General features: G+C 62.5%; 20 protein-coding genes. 3 read left to right on the forward strand and 17 right to left on the reverse strand.

Annotation, left to right across the window (positions count from 1 at the left end):
- Window positions 1–840: efflux transporter outer membrane subunit (locus tag C2I19_RS20235; protein WP_146056899.1), on the forward strand; the 840-nt coding region annotated here is incomplete at its 5' end.
- 72 nt (window positions 841–912) lie between these two features.
- Here the strand turns inward: C2I19_RS20235 and C2I19_RS20240 are convergent.
- The 17 genes from C2I19_RS20240 to C2I19_RS22155 form a co-directional block, all read right to left on the reverse strand.
- Window positions 913–1,356: a hypothetical protein gene (locus tag C2I19_RS20240; protein WP_103904395.1), complete on the reverse strand. Its 444-nt coding sequence runs from the start codon at window positions 1,354–1,356 to the stop codon at window positions 913–915.
- Window positions 1,357–1,367: 11 nt separating this feature from the next.
- On the reverse strand, window positions 1,368–3,449 hold the full coding sequence (locus C2I19_RS20245) for a gp53-like domain-containing protein (protein WP_103904396.1): 2,082 nt from the start codon (window positions 3,447–3,449) through the stop codon (window positions 1,368–1,370).
- A 354-nt stretch (window positions 3,450–3,803) separates the two neighbouring features.
- Window positions 3,804–4,409, reverse strand: coding sequence for a DUF4376 domain-containing protein (locus C2I19_RS20250; protein WP_146056900.1), 606 nt, complete (start codon window positions 4,407–4,409; stop codon window positions 3,804–3,806).
- A 21-nt stretch (window positions 4,410–4,430) separates the two neighbouring features.
- Complete coding sequence (locus tag C2I19_RS20255) at window positions 4,431–6,632, reverse strand: gp53-like domain-containing protein (protein ID WP_103904398.1); 2,202 nt, start codon at window positions 6,630–6,632, stop codon at window positions 4,431–4,433.
- Window positions 6,632–7,207: a phage tail protein gene (locus C2I19_RS20260; protein ID WP_103904399.1), complete on the reverse strand. Its 576-nt coding sequence runs from the start codon at window positions 7,205–7,207 to the stop codon at window positions 6,632–6,634. Before C2I19_RS20260 ends, C2I19_RS20255 begins: the two co-directional genes overlap by 1 nt.
- Window positions 7,208–7,358: 151 nt before the next feature.
- Window positions 7,359–7,523: a hypothetical protein gene (locus C2I19_RS22150; RefSeq protein WP_158253782.1), complete on the reverse strand. Its 165-nt coding sequence runs from the start codon at window positions 7,521–7,523 to the stop codon at window positions 7,359–7,361.
- A gap of 482 nt (window positions 7,524–8,005) precedes the next feature.
- A complete protein-coding gene (locus C2I19_RS21880; protein ID WP_146056901.1) occupies window positions 8,006–8,314 on the reverse strand; it encodes a hypothetical protein in 309 nt (102 codons plus the stop codon).
- Between the two features lie 11 nt (window positions 8,315–8,325).
- Entirely contained in the window at window positions 8,326–9,138 is an 813-nt protein-coding gene (locus C2I19_RS20265) for a hypothetical protein (RefSeq protein WP_103904400.1), read from the reverse strand.
- A 10-nt stretch (window positions 9,139–9,148) separates the two neighbouring features.
- Window positions 9,149–9,886, reverse strand: a complete 738-nt coding sequence (locus tag C2I19_RS20270; RefSeq protein ID WP_233201303.1) for a phage tail-collar fiber domain-containing protein — start codon at window positions 9,884–9,886, stop codon at window positions 9,149–9,151.
- Complete coding sequence (locus C2I19_RS20275; protein ID WP_103904401.1) at window positions 9,883–10,593, reverse strand: phage tail protein I; 711 nt, start codon at window positions 10,591–10,593, stop codon at window positions 9,883–9,885. The genes C2I19_RS20270 and C2I19_RS20275 overlap by 4 nt, the downstream gene beginning before the upstream one ends.
- Window positions 10,586–11,770: a baseplate assembly protein gene (locus C2I19_RS20280; RefSeq protein ID WP_103904402.1), complete on the reverse strand. Its 1,185-nt coding sequence runs from the start codon at window positions 11,768–11,770 to the stop codon at window positions 10,586–10,588. The genes C2I19_RS20275 and C2I19_RS20280 overlap by 8 nt, the downstream gene beginning before the upstream one ends.
- A 22-nt stretch (window positions 11,771–11,792) precedes the next feature.
- Window positions 11,793–12,188 carry a GPW/gp25 family protein gene (locus C2I19_RS20285; RefSeq protein WP_103904403.1) on the reverse strand — a complete coding sequence of 132 codons (396 nt, stop codon included), beginning with the start codon at window positions 12,186–12,188 and terminating at the stop codon, window positions 11,793–11,795.
- A 36-nt stretch (window positions 12,189–12,224) separates the two neighbouring features.
- The gene (locus C2I19_RS20290) at window positions 12,225–13,043 is read right to left on the reverse strand and encodes a phage tail protein I (protein WP_103904404.1); all 819 of its coding nucleotides are present in this window, start codon (window positions 13,041–13,043) and stop codon (window positions 12,225–12,227) included.
- Window positions 13,044–13,124: 81 nt separating this feature from the next.
- Complete coding sequence (locus tag C2I19_RS20295) at window positions 13,125–13,712, reverse strand: phage tail protein (RefSeq protein WP_103904405.1); 588 nt, start codon at window positions 13,710–13,712, stop codon at window positions 13,125–13,127.
- Window positions 13,713–13,727: 15 nt separating this feature from the next.
- A complete protein-coding gene (locus C2I19_RS20300) occupies window positions 13,728–15,821 on the reverse strand; it encodes a phage tail protein (protein ID WP_199181304.1) in 2,094 nt (697 codons plus the stop codon).
- A gap of 287 nt (window positions 15,822–16,108) precedes the next feature.
- On the reverse strand, window positions 16,109–16,804 hold the full coding sequence (locus C2I19_RS20305; protein WP_103904406.1) for a hypothetical protein: 696 nt from the start codon (window positions 16,802–16,804) through the stop codon (window positions 16,109–16,111).
- Window positions 16,805–16,815: 11 nt separating this feature from the next.
- Window positions 16,816–17,148 carry a hypothetical protein gene (locus C2I19_RS22155; protein ID WP_103904407.1) on the reverse strand — a complete coding sequence of 111 codons (333 nt, stop codon included), beginning with the start codon at window positions 17,146–17,148 and terminating at the stop codon, window positions 16,816–16,818.
- On the opposite strand from C2I19_RS22155, the gene C2I19_RS22160 reads away from it, so the two are divergent.
- Complete coding sequence (locus C2I19_RS22160) at window positions 17,147–18,205, forward strand: hypothetical protein (RefSeq protein ID WP_103904408.1); 1,059 nt, start codon at window positions 17,147–17,149, stop codon at window positions 18,203–18,205. The two genes, C2I19_RS22155 and C2I19_RS22160, sit on opposite strands and share 2 nt — an antisense overlap.
- Entirely contained in the window at window positions 18,166–18,366 is a 201-nt protein-coding gene (locus C2I19_RS22165; RefSeq protein WP_158253783.1) for a hypothetical protein, read from the forward strand. The genes C2I19_RS22160 and C2I19_RS22165 overlap by 40 nt, the downstream gene beginning before the upstream one ends.
- Window positions 18,367–18,375 lie beyond the last annotated feature (9 nt).

An 18,375-nucleotide genomic window follows, 5' to 3' on the forward strand; every position in this document is an offset into this window, starting at 1 on the left:
CTGCATAGCCGCGAGGAATCGCTGAAGCTGCAAACCAAGCGCTTCCACGGCGGCCTGATCTCCGAGCTGGAGCAGCGCCAGGCCGAAGCCGAGGCCGCCTCGGCCCGCGCCGCCGTCCCGCAGATCGCCCGCTCGCTGGAGCAGACCGAAACCGCGCTGGGCGTGCTGCTGGGCCATAGCCCCAAGCAGCTGGCGGAAAGAAAGCTCAAGCGCGGCAAGGACATCAACAGCCTGGCCACCCCGCCCGACGTGCCGGCCGACCTGCCGTCCAGCCTGCTGGAGCGCCGGCCGGACGTGGCCTCCAGCGAGCAGCAGCTGATCGCCGCCAACGCCCGCATCGGCGTGGCCCGCGCGGCTTACTTCCCCAGCATCAGCCTGACCGGCGCGCTGGGCTCGCAAAGCCTGTCGCTGGACAGCCTGTTCACCAGCGCCACCCGCACCTGGAGCTTCGCCGGCAACCTGGCCGCGCCGGTGTTCAACTTCGGCGCCACCGGCTACAACGTGGACGCCGCCAGCGCCGGCCAGAAGCAGGCGCTGGCGCAGTACCAGAAGACGGTGCAGACCGCGTTCAAGGACGCGCTCGATTCGCTGGCCGCCAACAACAGCGCGCGCGAAGTGCTGCAGGCGCAAACCACGCAGCTGGCGGCGCTGAACCGCACGCTGAAGCTGGCCGGCCTGCGCTACGACAACGGCTACGCCAGCTATCTGGACGTGCTGGACGCGCAGCGCAACAGCTTCCAGTCCGAGCTGAACCTGGTGAGCGCCAAGCTGGATCGGCTCAACACCACCATCGGCGTCTACAAGGCGCTGGGCGGTGGATGGGAGGCAGGGAAGCCCTAAACGTTCTCCTTGCCGCCACTCATGCAAAAGCCCATCCGAAAACGGATGGGCTTTTGCTCTGAAGGACTACGCTTATGCAGCTATCGCCGCCAACTCCGCCATGGTCTGGGCCTTGGACACGTCGGACAGCTTAGCGCGCCATTGACTGATATCAGACTCCACCCGCAGCAAACGCGCCCCAGCCTCGTCATGCAAGATATCGGCCACGGCCCTGCCCGCCAATATCGCCGCCAACACCTCACGCGTCGCACGATGCTGCTCAGACTCCAATTGACTGATTGCAGTGACAATGGAAGCGGTTTTATTTTGCTTGGCATGATCCAACAATTGCCCATCGCTAAGAGACGGCGCCTCACCAATCAACAATTTCCCATTTTGTACATCTAACGTAGCTCCCGCCTTCCGAGCCAGCGCGGCATTGAATTCTTCTGTGGAAACTTCTATCAAATCACCCGGCATATTTGAATAGAAAATATCATCAGGATAGAAACAACCCGTTTTCTTGCTGAATTTCATCCCTATTCCTCTCAATAGCCAATTGCAAAATAAGGCGCTTGAACGCCAGAGCCTGCCGGAGCATAGCTGCTACGAAGCACAACGCTGGTATTATTCCACCTCTGCACCACGACATTAACAGAAGTATCCGTCCCCGAGTGCACAGATAGTACCGCAAGGCAAAAATTGGGGAATTCTATAGGGAAATTATTGACAATGCCATCCACCCCGCCTTGCGCCGCCGCAGCGCTATTATTCCACTGAATAATCAATCCGCTAGGCAACCTTTGATAACCTGCAGTACCAAACGAAGCATCACTGGCGGCCAACGCCGGCAAAACAGGCTCGCCATTTATCAGATCGAAATTAACATCCAATTGGGCATTTGGGCTGGATGGACCATCGCCACGATAATACTCCCGCCCCTTTCCCTCCCCGCTTCCAGCCTGGCCAATTAAGATATAAGCGCTTCGATAGAAAAAAGAACTGGAACCGAATATTTGATGACTAGCTCCGCAACGATACAAGGCTTGACCAAAGGCCCCGCTGGGATCTCTATTTCCTTGCGGTTCGTCGCTAGTATAGACAATGACCCATGCGCCATCGGGCACAGCATTCAACCAATCCGCCGCAGCCTGCGCTTGTCCATTTCCGCCCGACACATCAAAAACCGCATCCCGGGCGATATTGCCTAGACTATCGAGCTGCGCCATATTATAGCTGCGAGCGCCATAACTCTTCACCACACCGTCTATTTCCAGCCAGCTGCTTCGATTAGGCACAGCATAGCCGGTAGCCCGCACTCTAACCAGCTTCCTACTCGCGATTTTATTAACTAGCAGTGAGAAGTCATTTTTACTGACAGCATCCGATATGCCATACCCGGCCAAAGTACTAGCCTTATCTGCCTTGTCATCTGGACGAAAATTACCCGCATGCCAAATTCTCTTCCAATCGGTCCAGCTTTTACTATCGGTTTGATTACGCCAGCGCAAATCACCAGAGTAGAATGCCTCCAGCTGGAATGGCCCAACTGATCCTCCCGCATTCATCGTAACCAGAGCGCTGGTAAAGCCTGAACGATTCACCGCTCTAAACCCAGAATCGGAGGCGGCATCCAACTGAGTCTGGTCAATAGTCCCTCTCAGCATCATGCCTTGCGCAGATGGCACCGCATCGGTAATGCCATATCCCGCCAGCGTCCCAGCCTTATCCGCTTTGCTGTCAGGGCTGAAGTTTCCACTGTGCCATACACGATATTCTCCGCCACTGGATTCCTTCAGCACCAACGTGTCCGCGCCATAGCCCTTGTGCACCAGCGCCACAGCGCTGATGCCTGGCCTATGCAGGCCTATAGACGGAAAATCGCTGCCGGTCGACCTCAACTCCATCGTACCGCGAGCATAAATCGTCCCGTCATAAGTGTTCGGCGTGGTCTTGCCTATTGAAAAGGTTCCGTCCGTGGTATGCGACAGATTGCTAATGCCGTAGCCAGCCACCGTTGTCGCCTTATCCGCCTTGCCGGCCAGCTTGTTGGTAACGGTCGCGGCGAAGTTCTGGTCGCTGCCCAGCGCATCGGCCAACTCTTTCAGCGTGTTCAGCGCCCCTGGCGCGCCCGCCACCAAGCCATCCACCGCCGTTTTCAGATCGGTTTTGCTCGCGCCATCGGCAATGCCGTAGCCCGCCAAGGTGGTCGGCTTGCCGGACCCGATCTTGCTCCAATCCAACAGGGGCAAGTCATCAGCGACGATGGCGCGCGCGGCGGTGACGCGGCCCTTGGCGTCCACCGTCACCTGGCCGTAGCTGCCGGCAGCCACGCCGCTGTCTTTCAGCGTCATCTGCGCGCTGGCGTCGCCATTGCCGTCGAACATCACATTCCAGCTGCCGTCGCCGCTCATGCCGATATTGCGCGCCGTACTCAGCTTGGCGGCATTGCCGGCCGCCTGTTTGCCGCTGGCGAGCTGATCGATCTGGTCTTTCAGATAGACTGTGCGGTTAGCCAGTTGCTTGCCTTGCAGGTTATCGATGCCGTCCGGGCCGGCCAGCACCGGATCGGTGGTTTCCAGCTGGTAGATGCCGGTTTCCCAGCTGTTCGTTTCCTTCAAAAAAGCCATGTCGTTCCTCGCTTGCTTGAGCGGTGATGGGCTGCCGGCCCGCGGGCGGCAGCGGCGAAAGCATGACCGGGCAATAGCGAGATAACGCCGACAAGAAAAGGCCAGCCAACGCCATCGCCGCGCAAACGCGCGAAGACGGCCGGCCTCATGCGAAGCCGGCCATCCGGTCAGGACGACATGGTGCCCGGGCGCGCGGCGCACGCCTTGCAAGGCGGTTTAAGAAGTAGCTTGAAGACGGCCAAGCCGGCTGTTTGGGCCACGACCCCAAACAACTGATAAAAGGCAAACTCCAGAGATGAACAAACCTCGCCAACTCAGAACTTGTTCATGGCTAAGAGACCGAAAAAGGCATCGCTAGCGCCAGTCCACGGCCTGAACAGCCTGCACGGTGGCGGCCGCCGCCACTTGCGCCATCAGCGACGCGTATTTCTGCTGCTGCATGGTGCGGAATGCTACCCAATCCTGATTCACCCGCATAACCTGCTCGGCAGTGTGGGGCAAGAACGACCAGTCACCCTTCCCATCAGCGCACCACAGCAGCGTGGTCCAGTTGGCCGACTGTCCCTGCGCCGCTGACAACGCAGACAACAAGTTGTTTTGATCCGTCAGCTGACTGCCGTAGACGCATGGCTGCGGCCCCAAGGCCATCGACGGGAAGCTGGCGGTAATGGCCGACTCGCATGCCGCCTGCAGCCGTTGACACTGCGCCCGCTGAGCCTGCCGCAGCTGCGCCGCCGCCGATGGCAGGCGCGGCGCAAACAGCTTGCCGTCAGCGACCGCCCAGCCTGGCTGGCTCAAACATGCCTGCCACTCCGCGTCGGTAATCGGGATGGCATCTACACCATCAACGGGCGGAGATTCAATCGAATCATAAAATGCTGTAATTTCTCCATGCGCATCATATGCAGCAAGTTTCTGTCCCATTTCAGACCTCAAGATATAAAAATCGAAATAATGCAATCAAGCTGATTACGCGGGCGATTAATAGCCAATTGCGATCCAACAGACTGGCGCAGCTACCGCCGCAGCAAACCCGCTTGTAACTCTATATTGTGAATTACTCACAATAAATACGTTGAATGTCTCGCTATTATTCGTATCCAGGTACGAGCTTGCCGTCATGGAAAAAACTCCGTTTGGGAAGGCGATAGGGAATTTTTCGGTCACTGAGGATGCGCCGGCTATCACTCCAGACTTCCCCCACTGCAACAGCAATCCATTCGGCAGATACTGATAACCATTCTGCGCGAGCGAGCTGCCAAACTGTCCAAGCGCCACCGCGTGCGCCGCGGCGGTGGCGTTGGCCACGTTGAAGGTCTTTGAGCTATTCCCATTAATGGAAGCTGCATCGGCGATGCCATAGCCGGCCAGCGTGGTTGCCTTGTCCGCCTTGCCGTCCAGCTTATTGGTAACGGTGGCGACACAGTTTTGGTCGCTACCCTGCGCGCCAACTAGCATGAATTGGCCGCCGACCAGTTCAAAACTCACCTCGAGTTGCGCATCGGGACTATTTCCCTTGTCGCCGCGATAGCGCTCCAAACCCTGCCCCTCGCCGCAGCCGGCCTTGCCAATCAGCAGATAGGCGCTGCGGTACTGGAACTGGTCGCTGGCGAAAACCGCGCTGCTGGCACCGCAGCGATACAAGGCTTCCGGTAAGCCGCCGCTCAAACGATTGCCCTGTGGCTCGTCCCAGGTGTAAACGATCACCACGGCACTGTTCGGCGCCGCATTCAGCCAGTTCGCGGCAGCCTTGCCCTGGTCTACGCCTCCGGACACATCGAAAGTAGCGGAGCGGCTGACCGAGCCGTTAACATCCAACTGCAACATGTTATAGCTGCGCGCCGCGGAACCGACAGTCACGCCATCGATCTCCACGCCAGCCGAGCCGTTCGTCGCCGAATAGCCGCCGGCCCGCACACATATCAGCCGGCGATTGTTGACCTTGGCGGCTACCTTGGCCAAGTCACCGGCGCTAGCCGCGTCAGCGATGCCGTAGCCCGCCAGAGTGGTCGCTTTGTCCGCCTTGGTGGCCAGTTTGTTGGTGACCGTGGCAGCGAAGTTTCCGTCGCTGCCCAGCGCATCGGCCAACTCCTTCAAGGTATTCAGCGCGCCGGGCGCGCCGGCCACCACGCCGTCGATGGCGGACTTCACATAGGCGACATTGGCCGCCTGCTGGCCGCCGGCATTGGCCGCCGGCGTCGGCACCGTCGGCGCGCCGTTCAGTTGCAGGCCATCCTTGGTGGCGCTGGCCACGGCCACTCCGGCCACTTGCAGGGATAGCAGGTTGGCCACGCCGTCGATGTCGCCTATGAATAGTTGATTGCTGGCGTTGATGCCGGCGATGCGGCCTGCCGCGCCGCTGGTCGAGGTGGCTTTCAGGTACTCGACATTGCGCAAGGTGCGCGAAGCGTCCAGGCCGCTGGCTAGATCGGTCTTGCTGGCGGCGTCGGTGATGCCGTAGCCCGCCAGCGTGGTCGATGCGTCTGCATGTCTGCGCCAAGCTTGCCAGTTGCCGCGGTAACGGCAGCGATACCAGCAGCCGGCGTCGTCATAACATTGGTAGCGCTGGTAGACCATATTGTCGTCGGAAAATACAAACAGCAGGCCCGCGTGGGGCGCCGGATAATTGGCGCCGTTAGCTGCATAGGCATTGCCGGGGTTATGGTAGAGGCCATCGTCGGTGATAGTGTTCAGGTCAACTTTATCGCCCAGCTGCGGCCGAATCGTGAGGCCGTCCGCGATGCCATACCCCGCCAAAGTCGTCGGTTTGCCGCTAGCGATCTTGCCCCAGTCCAGCGGCGGCACGTCGCCGGGCTGGATGGCGCGGGCGGCGGTGACGCGGCCCTTGGAATCCACCGTCACCTGGCCGTAACTGCCGGCCGCCACGCCGCTGTCCTTCAGCGTCATCTGCGCGCTGACATCGCCGCCGGCATCGAATGTCACGTTCCAGCCGCCGTCGCCGGTCATGGCGATATTGCGCGGCGTCTTCAAGCGATCGGCGTACTCGGCGATCAGCGCGCCGGCCACCATATCGTCTATCTGTTTCTTCAAAAACGTGGTGCGGTTGGCCAGCTGCTTGGCCTGCAGATTGTCCACGCCGTCCGCCCCGCCCAATACGGGGTCGGTGGTTTCCAGTTGATAGATGCCCGTCTCCCAGACGGGTTTTTCTTGCAGATTGGCCATTAGGCACTCCCTCGGTTGAATTGGCGGTTGCGGCGGATGGCGCCGTTGTGACGGTTGGCCACCTTTTGGTACTCCAGGCTGGCCAGCACGCTGCGCGCCGGCGCGTACAGCGCCAGCATGCGGCGCAGCTGAGCTGCCTGGTCGTTGGTGATGGGCTTGCCCAGCAAGACCCGGTACTGGTTCCAGCTGCCCGGATCGCCGTGCACGTAGTAGCCGTTGCGCTGGATCAGGCCGTTGCGGCGCTGGCCGGCCAGGCCCTCGATCAGCTCCACTTCGCCCAGGCCCAGGCGGCGTATCACTTCGCGGATGGCCCAGGGCGTGCCCTTGTAGCGGTGCAGCTCGTTGGCGCTGTGCAAGAGCGCGCGGCGAGCCTCGTCGGACTCGGCTAGGGCCCAGCCCTCGTCGCCGCCGATGTGGAATTGCTCGGCCAGCTGCGGCAGCAGCTTGGCGTCGACGTTGTCCAGCAGGTAGACCAGGAAAGGCGTCAGGTCGATGTCGGTCAGCCGCTCGGTCAGCGCGGCCAAGGGGCTGAAGCGGGCGTCTTGTTTCAGGATGGGAGAGACGGCGTTAGCCATGGCCGCCTCCCCCCGCTGGCGCGGGAAAGGACGTCGCCGCTGCAAGCGGGCGGACGCGGGAATGGAGCTGCATACAGCCTCCTGGGTGAAGGGAAAGGGGCGGGACGGGCCGTGGGCAGCGGCCCGCTATAGACAGGAAAACAGCGAGGGGTCAGCGGCGCTCGGCCTGCATGGACAAGCGCAATACGGCCAGCGGACGGAAGACGGCGCTCAGGCGCGGAGACGGCATGGCCTCAGCCAAGCGCGGCGTATCGACGTTGGCATGGGAAGGGGTTTGGGATTCGAGGGGAAGGACCAGCGCGGAGAAGATGGACATGGGGAAAGGCTCCGGAAAGGAGAAAGGTGGACGCTGCCGATGCGCGGCGGGCTAGAAGGTGCCTCGAAAAACCTCACTCTCCAAAACTGTGGCGTAACAAAATCAGCAAGTTACAAGGCGATTTTTGCCGAAAAGGAGGGTTTTTCGAGGTGCCCTAGAGACCAACGGGGAGAAGAAGATGGGATGAACCGCAGGCACGGCGAACGAAGGCGGAAATAGACGGGGATGAAGCTGGAGCGATGAAAGAGCGTATGGAAGGCAGATTGGACGCGATGACGGAAGACGCGGGGGGAAGCACTAGGAGGAGAAGCTGCCGAGCTTCGGGCGAAGCCCGGCATAACATGATGACTGATACTGAATATAATCTATGACAAATTGAATAAACATTACTATGTCAGTTCAATTTTCTCTTATCACTAAAAAACAAAACACCAAGAACTGAATTTCAACCAAATCTACCTATAGAATCGGTCATCAAGACCTTACACCCTTGGCTTTATTCCTTCTAACACCAGGGGATTGCATGGCTGAGCATTACTCCAAGCTCGGCAAGAGTTGATGAAGTCTACCATTGCGTTGCGACTCGCATCAGGACCGTCTCGTGTGATATTGGCCTGTTTCCATAATGGGTAGTTTTTCAGAATGTAGGCCTCGCACTGCTCCCTGGCTTCTTGGTCCGTGCAGACATAGCTGAAGTCATCACGACTCAAGCCACCGCGTACAATCATATCATCGACAATGGTTCGGTCCTGAATAAAACCATTTGGCTGTCCTTTAAAGAAAACGTACATAACCCCTCCTATCAACCCACCATGAAATTAGCATTAAACGGGACGCCAATATAGGGGAGAGCCATGTAAAACTCTGTCTCGCCCTCGCCAAACCCTATGCACATTTGATTAGCCCCTAGAGTCGTGATTTGCGACGTCCCGATAATGCCAGAGTATCTATACCACCCATCCTGCGAAGCAGCAGTCATTTTCTTATCAATCAAAACAGTCCCAGGATAGAAAATATTATTACCCGTATAGCCTGCATCTTGGCCAATGCCGATACTACCTTTCTCTATATAAAACCAGGCAGAAAAATATACTGCGCTCAACTCTACTGGAAGCTTTGCCCCCGTGAACACCGATCTAAATTGATTATTCACACCTTTTGTATTAGGTGTTGTCACCTTTAGAATATGACCGGTAGTCAGTCCCCCCCAGCCTCCGGACAGCCCACCTCGCCCGCTACGCGCGCCCATATTGTAAGAACCATACCAATATGGTTTATCTTGTGTGGCTTCTACCGGGCTATTCGCGGCATTGGCCGGCTTAGTATCGACATACGGTCCCTCATAACCCTTGGTATACGGATGGACGGCTTGAATGATTGCGCCATCGCCATATACGCTGAACCCAATCGGCACACCTTTGTCATTCAAATTCATCATGTGCGCATTGTCGATCAGATTCGGCGGCATCAACGCAATATTTTGACTGCGCCACTGCTCCAGATCGTTGATCTTCGCCGCCACCTTGGCGTCGATATCGGCCTGTTTGCCGGCGACGACGCCGGTCAGATTGTTCGATGCCGTCACCAGGGCGGCGACTTGTTGCTCCAAACTCATGATCTCTCCTTCACTTGGGATTCAAAACACTGCGTTGCAGGGTCAGGCATTGCAGCTGGATCAGCGCCGCGGCCTGTGCGGTGGCCAGTTCGGCCAGATCGTCGCGGTACTGCTGTCCGCGCTGATCGAGGGTTAACAAGGCGTCGTCGTGGCCGTTCAAACGGCCCTCATAACGGTTCAGGCGGTCGTCGTGGCCGGCCAGCCGCTGCTCGGCCTGGTCCTGGCGCGCCTGCTGGCCGCGCAGGGCGTCGTCGCGCTTGAGGCCGCGCGTCATTTCGTCCACTTGCGCCGCGCCCAGGCTGGCCAGCTCCTCGCCCAGCGCCAGGTTCAGGCCGGCGCCGGTGGACTGCACCGTCACGCTATCGGCCGGCACGCCGGACAGGGCCAGGTCGAAGGCCAGCAGCAACTCCAGATTGGCCTGCTTGTAGGCCAGGGCCTGGCTCGGGTCGGACCAGATGGCCAGCGGCTGGCCGTTTTCCAGGATGAAAGCCACCTCGCGCACCCAGAATTCAGTCTGGTCGCTGGCCAGCGCGGTCAGGTGCAGCTGGCGCGGCCCCTGGCTCTGGCCGTCGGCGATGGGGTAGCGGACGATTTCATGCTTGAGCGCGGTTTGCGCCACATCCGGCGCATAGCCGGCGTCGCCCAGCGCGATATGGGTGATCCGCAGCTGGACGCCGTCGTGGCCGGCCAGCTGGATGGCGGCCAGGCCGCAATCCAGGATCAGCGGGATCAAGGGGGTGCTGCTCATCGATTGCTCTCCATGTAAGCGCGCATCACGGCCCGCGGTTTCAGCGCGGCGGCCAGGCGCAACGGTTGCGATAGCGGCTTGGCCGGATTAGGCCGGCAGGCCGCGTCGGCGCGGTTCAGCGCCCTGCCCTGCAAAGCGCCGACCCAGCGCAGCGGCTGGCGGAAGGCGGCGCCGATCTTGAAGCCGTAGGCGCTGCGCGCCGGCTTGACTTGCTCGATCATGCCGCGCAGGCGCTGGTACAGCCGCGGGTTCAGCACAGCCTGGCCGGGCAGCAGGTTGTCATTGGCCCAGGCGGTCAGGTCGAAGGTGTAGGCCTGGCCGGAGCCATCGGCCTCCCACCACTCTTTCAGCTCGATGCGTATGCCCAGCACGCGGAACACTTCCGTGAGCGCCCAGCGCGTGCCCTTGTAGCGATGCAATTCGATGGCCCGTTTGATCAGCTCGCGCCGCTTGGCGTCATCACTGGCCAGCAGCCAGCCTTCGTCGCCACTCACGTGGAACTGTTCGGCCAGCCTCGGCAGCAGCGCTTCCTGCGCGTTGTCCACCAGGTACACCAGCAGCTCGCCGGTTTCGAACTGGCCTTGGGTGGCCGCGCTGTCCGGATCGGCATAGGGCGCGCCCAGGCGGCGGGTCAGTTCGGCCAGCGCGCCGAAGCGGGCATCGCCGCGCAGCATGGGCGGATAAACCCGGTCGTAACGCTCAGTCATGGTCCACTCCGTCCAGGTCGGCGGCGTCGAGCTGAACGTCGCGCGCCGTGCAGCTGGACCAGCCGAAGTAAGGCACCACCATGGCGGCGGCCGGCTGGCTCAGCGTCACCTGGTACACGCCCGGCACGGACAACGCGGCCACCAGCTGCGAAGGCACGATGTCGCAGCCCAGCTTGTCGTCGCGGCCGGCCAGATAGGCGTCCAGAGAGGCGTTGGCGGCCTTCAGCGTCTGCTGGCTGTCGCTGTTGGCGTACAGCTGCAGCCTGGCCGTCACCTGGAAGGGATAGTTCGGCGGCGCCGCCACGGTGACCTTGTCGGTCAACGGCCGCACCCGGTCGGCGCTGCAGGCGCTCTTGACCTGGTCCAGCTGCCCCGCCCCCGGCTGGTTGCCGCGGAACAGCGGGAACAGCCGCACCTCGCCCGGCTGCACCGGGTCGCCCGGCGGCGCGATCTTGCCCAGATTGGACGCGCTGACCACGGCGACATCGAGCACGCCCTGGGTGGCGCTCAGCGCGTGGTGGCGGTAGGCCGCCACGCTGCCGGCCACGCTGAACGACTCCGGCGCCAGGCGAATGCGCTCGCGCAGCCGCTCGTCGTCTTCCACGTCTATGCCGCCCGATGTGGCGCCCACGCCCACCACGTCCACCTTGACGCCCGGGGTGTCCACCAACTGGTTCAGGTCGGCCGGCTGGAAGCCGTTGCCGATATCGCCGCGCACGGTGGCCTCCACATCCACGGTAAAGTCCTGCGCGCCCGCATTCAGCGTCACCACCAGCTCGGCCACCGTCTGGAACTGCACATTGGCGTTGCCGGCTATCTTGCTGCCGGCGGGCAGAATCACCTGCGTCATGCCCGAATCGCTGGCCTTGGCCGGAAAGGTCAGCTTGGCCTTGCCTGTGGCGCGCTGCGCGCTGAGCCGGGTCACGCCCACCAGCTCGCCCAGATAGTCCAGCATCGGCGCGCGGGCGAAGGCCACCAGGTTTTGCCGGCCGGCGTCGTTGAAGGCGGCGCGGGCCATGCTTTCGCGGTAGGCGATCAGGTCGATCAGCAGCTGCTCCACCTGTCCGGGATACAGCTTTTTCCCGGCTTTTTCCTGGTAGTAGGCGGCGATTTCCTGGGCGATGGCCGTCGGATCGTCGTTGATGAACTTGGGCAAGTCGGTCGTTATCTGGCTCATGGTTGGGTCCTTGTCGGGTGGCTTACAGCTTCAGCTCGGTCTCGCGGACCACGCCGTCGGCCAGCTTCCACTGCGCGCACAGCTGGGCGCTGCCGTCGGCTTCCACGCTGAACAGCACGCGCACCAGCTCGACGCGCGGCTCGCCGTATTGCGGATGGCCGATGGCGGCCACCGCCTCGCGCACCACATGCGGCCGGGCGCGGTCCACCGGGTAGTCCAGGTAGCGGTGCAGATCGCTGCCGAACTCCGGCCGCAGCGGGTCGCAGCCCTTGGGCGTGCCCAGGATGATGCGCAGCGCCTGATGGATGTCGTCCAGGTTCTCCACAATGTCCGGAAAACCGTTGGGGCCGGGGTTGGCGGCGCGCGGCTGCAACGCCGGCTGCCAATGCAGGGAGGAGATTTCGCTTAGCTTTGTCATGGCGTCATAGTGCCAAACCGCTGTAGGCGGAGGCTTTTAAAGCGTTTTAGAAAAAGCGTTGAAGCCGAACGGCGGCACGGTGACGGTTTCGCGGCACAGCAAGCCGGCGGCCCAACGCAGGGGAGACTGGCCCTCGAAACGCGCGGGCCGGAACGGATAAACGGTGACGGTTTCCCGCGCCAGGGGCGCGCCGCCCCAAGCCAGGGGCTGCCCGCCCTGCCAGCGGGTCTGCCGGTAGGGATAAACGGTGGCGCGCTCCGCGCCGCCCGCCGCGGCAACTGGATACCAGGCCTGGCGCTGTTCCAACTGGCGGATACGGAAGGGATAGACGGAGGCCAGCTCGCCGCCCTCCGCCGTGGAAGCCAAATACGGCAGAATGTCATGGCGCTGGTAACGCAGGCTCAGCCCCTCGAGCAGCGAACGGGCATTGCCGTACTGCCCCAGCATGCGCCGCAGCGCGTGGTAGGTGTCCTCCGGCAAACCGGCGGACAGGTCCAGGTCAATGCGGAAACGGTAGGGCTCGCCCTGGTACTCGAACCACTCGCTGATGCGGCCGTTCAGGCCCAGCGTGGCCAGCACCTGGCTCATCGCCCAGCGCGTGCCCTTGCGCTTATGCAGGGCGATGGCCTGCAGGATCAGGTCGCGCCGCTGGCGCTCGCTGCGCGCCAGCAGCCAGCCTTCGTCGCCGGCCACGTGCAGCTGCGCAGCCAGGGCGGGCAGCCACTCGGCCTGCACGTTGTCTATCAGGTAGACCAGGAAAGGCGGCAGCGCTATCTGCTGAAAGCGTCGGCTCAGCTCGGCGATGGGCGCGAGCCGGCCATCGCCCGCCACAAGATTGGGGGTGGTGTCGATCATGGATCAGGCTCCGCGGGCGCCGCGCGAACGCCTAAGCGGCCGCGCGGGCGGGAAAGACGCGGCGAGGCGCCGCGCGGGGACTTAGCGCGAGAACAGCTGCAGCGGCGCGCGCCACAGGCTGGGTTTGGCGGCGGCGGACGGCGCGGCGGTATCCTGCGCACCCGGCTCCAACGCCTGCAGCTGCGCCAGCGCGCCATCGGCGGCGGCTTGGACGGCGTCCAGGCTAGCGGCGGCCCGCACCGCCTCCTTGGCTTTGAGACGGATGGCGCGGATGGCCGCCAGCGCCTGATCCGCGGCCTGGGCCTTGGCCAGGATGCCGTCGGCCGCGTCCTTGCCGCTCAGGCCCTTGGCGTCCGCCCAGGCTTGTACCCCGGCCGGCGCGTCGCCCTTGTAACCGGCGTCTTTATACGCCTGGGCCTCGGCGGCGGCGCGCTGATACTCCTGCGCGCGCAGTTCGCTGCCGGCGTAAGGCTGGCTGGCGGCATCCGCCGCCGCGTCCAGGCTGAACAGCAGCCGCTGGCGCAGTTGCGCCAGGCCTTCCCTGGGCTGCGGCGCGTTGCCCTGCGCCAGCCAGGCTTCGTATTCGTCCCAGAAGCGGTGGCCGCGCGGAATGTGCGCGCCGTCTGCGATGCGGACGATCACGTCCGCTTGTTCGGTCAATCGATACATGGTCGTGTTCTCCGTTTACAGTTCGGCGTCGGCGGTCCAGCGGGACTGTATGATTGCATCATTCGCATTCGATGGAATAAAAGCTGCGGCACCACAAGTAAAACCATCCGTCAGCTTGTCTTGATTGGTGTTGTAAATCAGTCCGATGCCAGCCACATCCGGAGTGGGCGATCCATTGTTAGTAGCAATCCCTTGACCTGGCACTCCAGTAACCGGATGTCTGAATGCAATGGCGGGAAAAGTTCTTTTGCTTTGCTTGAAAGACACCCATCCAACACTGTCATCCCCACCCATATAGCGGGCCACCGCGTAGCCGGTCTCGTAATAACGCTGGCACAACGCTAACTCCTCTCCAGACAAGCGCCGCTCAAACTGCGTCGCGACCGGCCCCTCCTCCAACTGCACCTGGGCAATGTCGAACACGCCGGTTTGCGCGGTGGCAATGGCATTCAACTCAGGAAGCGCATCGCTATACGAAAGACCGATAAACACGCTCAGGCAATCATCGCCTTGGCTACCGATGGCACGCCCCTGCAAACTGGGCGAGGTGAATGTGAAACTGAAACGTTGCCAGGCACTGCTCAGATTTGCCGCGGCGCTATTCAACGCCCGGTTTTTGAGCGCCTCGACATAAGGCGCGCTGAACCACTGCTCGACATAAGCCAGGATGGAGCAAGGCTTATCGGCCCTAGCCCAGAAGCTCAGCGTCAGCTGCTTGCCGGAAAAGCGGCGCAAATTCTCGACGCGCTGGTTGATCTGGCAGTACTCTCGGACCTTGGATGAGGGGGCCTTGGTCAAGGCTAAGCGCAGGAAAGAAGTCGCTCCGCCAAGCGCCTCGGTATCCGCTACGCTGGCATCCATCTTTGACATCGTCACCCCAGACAAGCCACTACCCAGATCCATCAGCCAGCGATCTGCGGAACCGTATCCGGTTGTCGTCTGGCTCACCCCGCGCTGCCAGATATCGAAACCGCCGTTGATCAGCGCATTGCGCCGATAGGCCTGTACCGGGAAGGTCTGCGCCGGATCGAAGGCCACCAACTGCGAGCCGCCCAGCACTTCGCCGCGCGGTCCCACCGTCACCCGGTTGTAGCTGCCGGCTGACACGCCGGTGCGGCCGGACACCCGCTCAAACACCAGCGCTGTGACGCCCAAGACCACCGGCGCCCCGGCGTCCAGCAATTGCCAGATCGCCCCGCCGTTGACCGCGCCCTGCTCCACCGCCACGAACAGGCCTGGCGTCACTTCCATGCTGGCATTGGCGTCCGCGGCGCGCCCCCAGTTGCCCGCGGCGGCCACGTAAATGCCGTTGTCCGCGCCATTGGCCTGGTTCTTCGCCAGCACGCGGTCGCCGGCTTGCAGCGCTACGCCGTCTATCGTCTGCAGGCCTGCCAGCGCGATGGCGCCGATGGTGGCGACGCGAACCGAGGGTTTGCCGTCCAGCTTGGCCAATTCCTCGGCGATGCGCTGATCCACCGCCGCGCGGGTGGCCAGCACCACGCTGGGGTCCACCTGCAGCGTCACGGCGGCGGCGTTGCTCACCTCCATGATCAGCCGCACATAGAGCTGCTTGTTGGCGCCGTCGGCCAAGACCGGCTTGTAGCTTTCCGGGAATTTGCCGACGGCGATCAGCGCGCCGTCGGCGTCGAACACGCCCACTTCGCGGATGGTGAAACCGCCGACAGTGTCCGGGATCACCAGCTCGGCGATGATCCAGTTGGGGTTTTGCGGGTCGGTGGCCAGATTGTTCAAGGGCGCGCGCCACACCTCATGCTTGAGCGCGGCCTGCGCCTCGCTGGGGGTGTAGTAGCCGCCGTTATCGCCGTCGCCCACCGCCATCTGGGTGAGCTTCAGCGGCGCGCCGCCGGTGGTCGCCGCCGCCAGCTTGTTCTTGCCGACGGCGGTCAAGATGGTGAAAAAGTCGTTGCTCATCATGCGTTCCGATTGAATGAAAGAAGACGGGTGAAAACCAAACACGGTTGACAGCGCTGGGCTGGTGGGGTCATGCGCGCCCATGTGGGTATGGCCGGTCAGGCTCTTGCCGCCAACCGTCACGTCGCCGGACACGGCCATGCCAATGACAGCCGCCTTGACGCCGAAGCCATCCATCGGCGGCGCGCGCTTAGCGCAGGGAGGAGATTTCGCTTAGCTTCGTCATGGCGTCATGGTGCCAAACCGCCGTGGGCGGAGGCTTGTAAACAGGGTTAGGGAAGCGGATGGGACGTTTTGGCGAGGGAGGCCTCCCGCCCCCCGGCAAAACGGGGAGGAAAGGCGATCGAGGGAAGGCTGGCGCAATCGATAGGCAGGAAAACGCGCGGGGCGCGCCAGCCCGGGGCGCTTCGCGGCTGCGCGCGCCCTCGCCCCCAGGCGCAGGGACGAGGGCGCGGTCAAGCGCCTTACGCCTTGGCCGGCGCCTTGCCCAGCACCTCGGCTGCCCTGCCCTTGCCTATCAGCCCGGCGTCCTCCAAGGCCTGCACGCCCGTCTGCGTGGCCGGATCATCCAGGCTGATGTCGCTGGCCAGGCTGAAACGCTCCCACCAGGTCCTGAGCGGGGAGTTGTCGGAAAACGACTTGAGCATGGCCTGGATTTCGGCGTCGCTGAAACGGGCCATGAATTGCTTGTGGGTCAGCCGCCGCGGCGCGGCGACCTGGACATCGACCGACCAGGCGAAAGCCTGGACGCTGGCCACGTCGGTCAACGCCTCCAAAGCCTGCTCGGCGGCGTTGGACGAGCGGCGTATCGCCTCGCGCTCGGCCAGCGCCGCGTCCACTTCGGCCAGGGTGCCCCAGCCGGCGGTTTCGCGTTCGCGCGCGCGCTCCAGCTTCCAGGCGGTCGCCTCAATCAGCCGGGCCGCCTCGGCCTTGACGCGGGCTTTGCGGCCGGACTTGGCTTGGGACAGCTGCGCGGCCTTATCTTGCTTGACCGTGACGCCATCATCGGACAGGTACAAACCACCCATATCGTCGGTGGCCACGTCTGGGGAGATGTGGTCCGCGTCCACCAACAAGCCTTGCCCGTTGTATCCGTCAAACACGCCTTCCACGCACCCGATGCAACGACGGGTGACTTTGTCGAAAATAAATTGTTTCATGGGGATATTCCTTATGCCGGCAGCGCGATATAGGCGATCTCACACGCCTGGTAGACGCGGATTTGCAAAGTGGAAGCGCAGCGGCGCATCGGCAGACGCGGAGATGACGCCATCGCGGTGTGGTTGTACGGGTTCGCGTTGCGCTCCGCGAAATTGATCTGGGCGCCGTCGAACAACATCCATTCATTGACGCTATTGCCCTCGCCCCAGCCCGCTACGCCCGCCTTAGTGGTCAAGCGCACAAACAACGTGACGCCGGAGCGCAAGGTGTTTACGCCGCTCCAAATCTGGGTGGAGTTGTAGCTGATCTTTGTCGTCAGAGGCGATGCGTACAGCGCGTTCATGGCGATGTCCGATGCGTTCAGGGCGTTCATCGCCGTCGCGGACGCCGCCAGCGCAACCATCGCCGGCGAAGAAGCCGCTACCGCCGCCATCGCCACAGTAGAAGCCGACACTGCCGCCATAGCCGTTGTCGATGCAGACAAGATCGACAAGGCTGCTGGCGAAGCGATCAACGCATTCATCGCCGTTGTGGACGCGGCAATCGCCGTCATCGCAGTGGCAGAAGCCGTCATTGCGGTAACTGCGACGCTGACGGCCGCAAGCGCCGCCATGGCTATAGATGAGGCGACCAAGACATTCATCGCAGCGGCGGAAGCCGTGATTGCCCCTATTGCAGTCGGCGTGGCCGCCACAATGGCTAGGCCGGCAGAGGCCGAAGCCAGCGCTGTCATCGCCACCGTTGAGGCCGTCAGTGCCGCCATTGCGGTGGTAGAGACCGCAAGAATGGGCATCGCGATCGGCGAGGAAACCAATATACCCATCGCAGTGGTGGATGAAGTGATGGCGGTCATCGCAGCGGGGAAGGCCGACAGGGCCGCAATGGCGGCGGCGACTGACGCCAAAACCGTCATGGCCACAGAAGATCCCGCCACCGTCGCCATCGCCGTGGCAGAAGCCGCCACCACAGCCATCGCCGTCGCCGAAGACGCGATGGAAAACATCGCCGAGGCCGAGGCTGACAGCGCGTTCATCGCCGGCGTCGATGCCGCCAGCGCCGTCATGGCGATGGTGGAGGCGGAAACAATGGCCATCGCCGTAGAGGACGCCGCCACGGCTGACATCGCAATCGCGCTGCCCGCCAAGGCCTTCATCGCCGTGGCGCTGAGCGCCAGCTGGCCGATGGCCTGCGCATTGTCGGCGATCGCCGCCGTGGCCGGCCCGTTGGCGGCCAGCAAGGCCATGGCGGCGGCGCTGCCGGCGATGGCGGCCATGATGGGCGCGCTGGCCGCCAGCGCCTTGACCGCGCGGGTGGACATCAGCAGCTGTCCGAAGCGCGCGCTGTTGGCCGCGTCTTGCAGATGGTTGTCCAGATCCGCCGCCGTCATGTCCAGCAGATAATCGATATCCAGCGCGTCCAGATTGCCGACAAAGCTATACGCCTTGAGCAGCGCCGATTGCATCACCAGATCGCTGGCGCCGGCATTGCCGAAGTCGGCGGCCAGCATTTGGCTCTTGATCCGCGCCAAGAGCTGGCCGCGGTAGTCTTGCAAGTCTTTTGACATGATTCC

The organism is Chromobacterium alticapitis (assembly GCF_002924365.1).
Classification (GTDB): Bacteria; Pseudomonadota; Gammaproteobacteria; order Burkholderiales; family Chromobacteriaceae; genus Chromobacterium; species Chromobacterium alticapitis.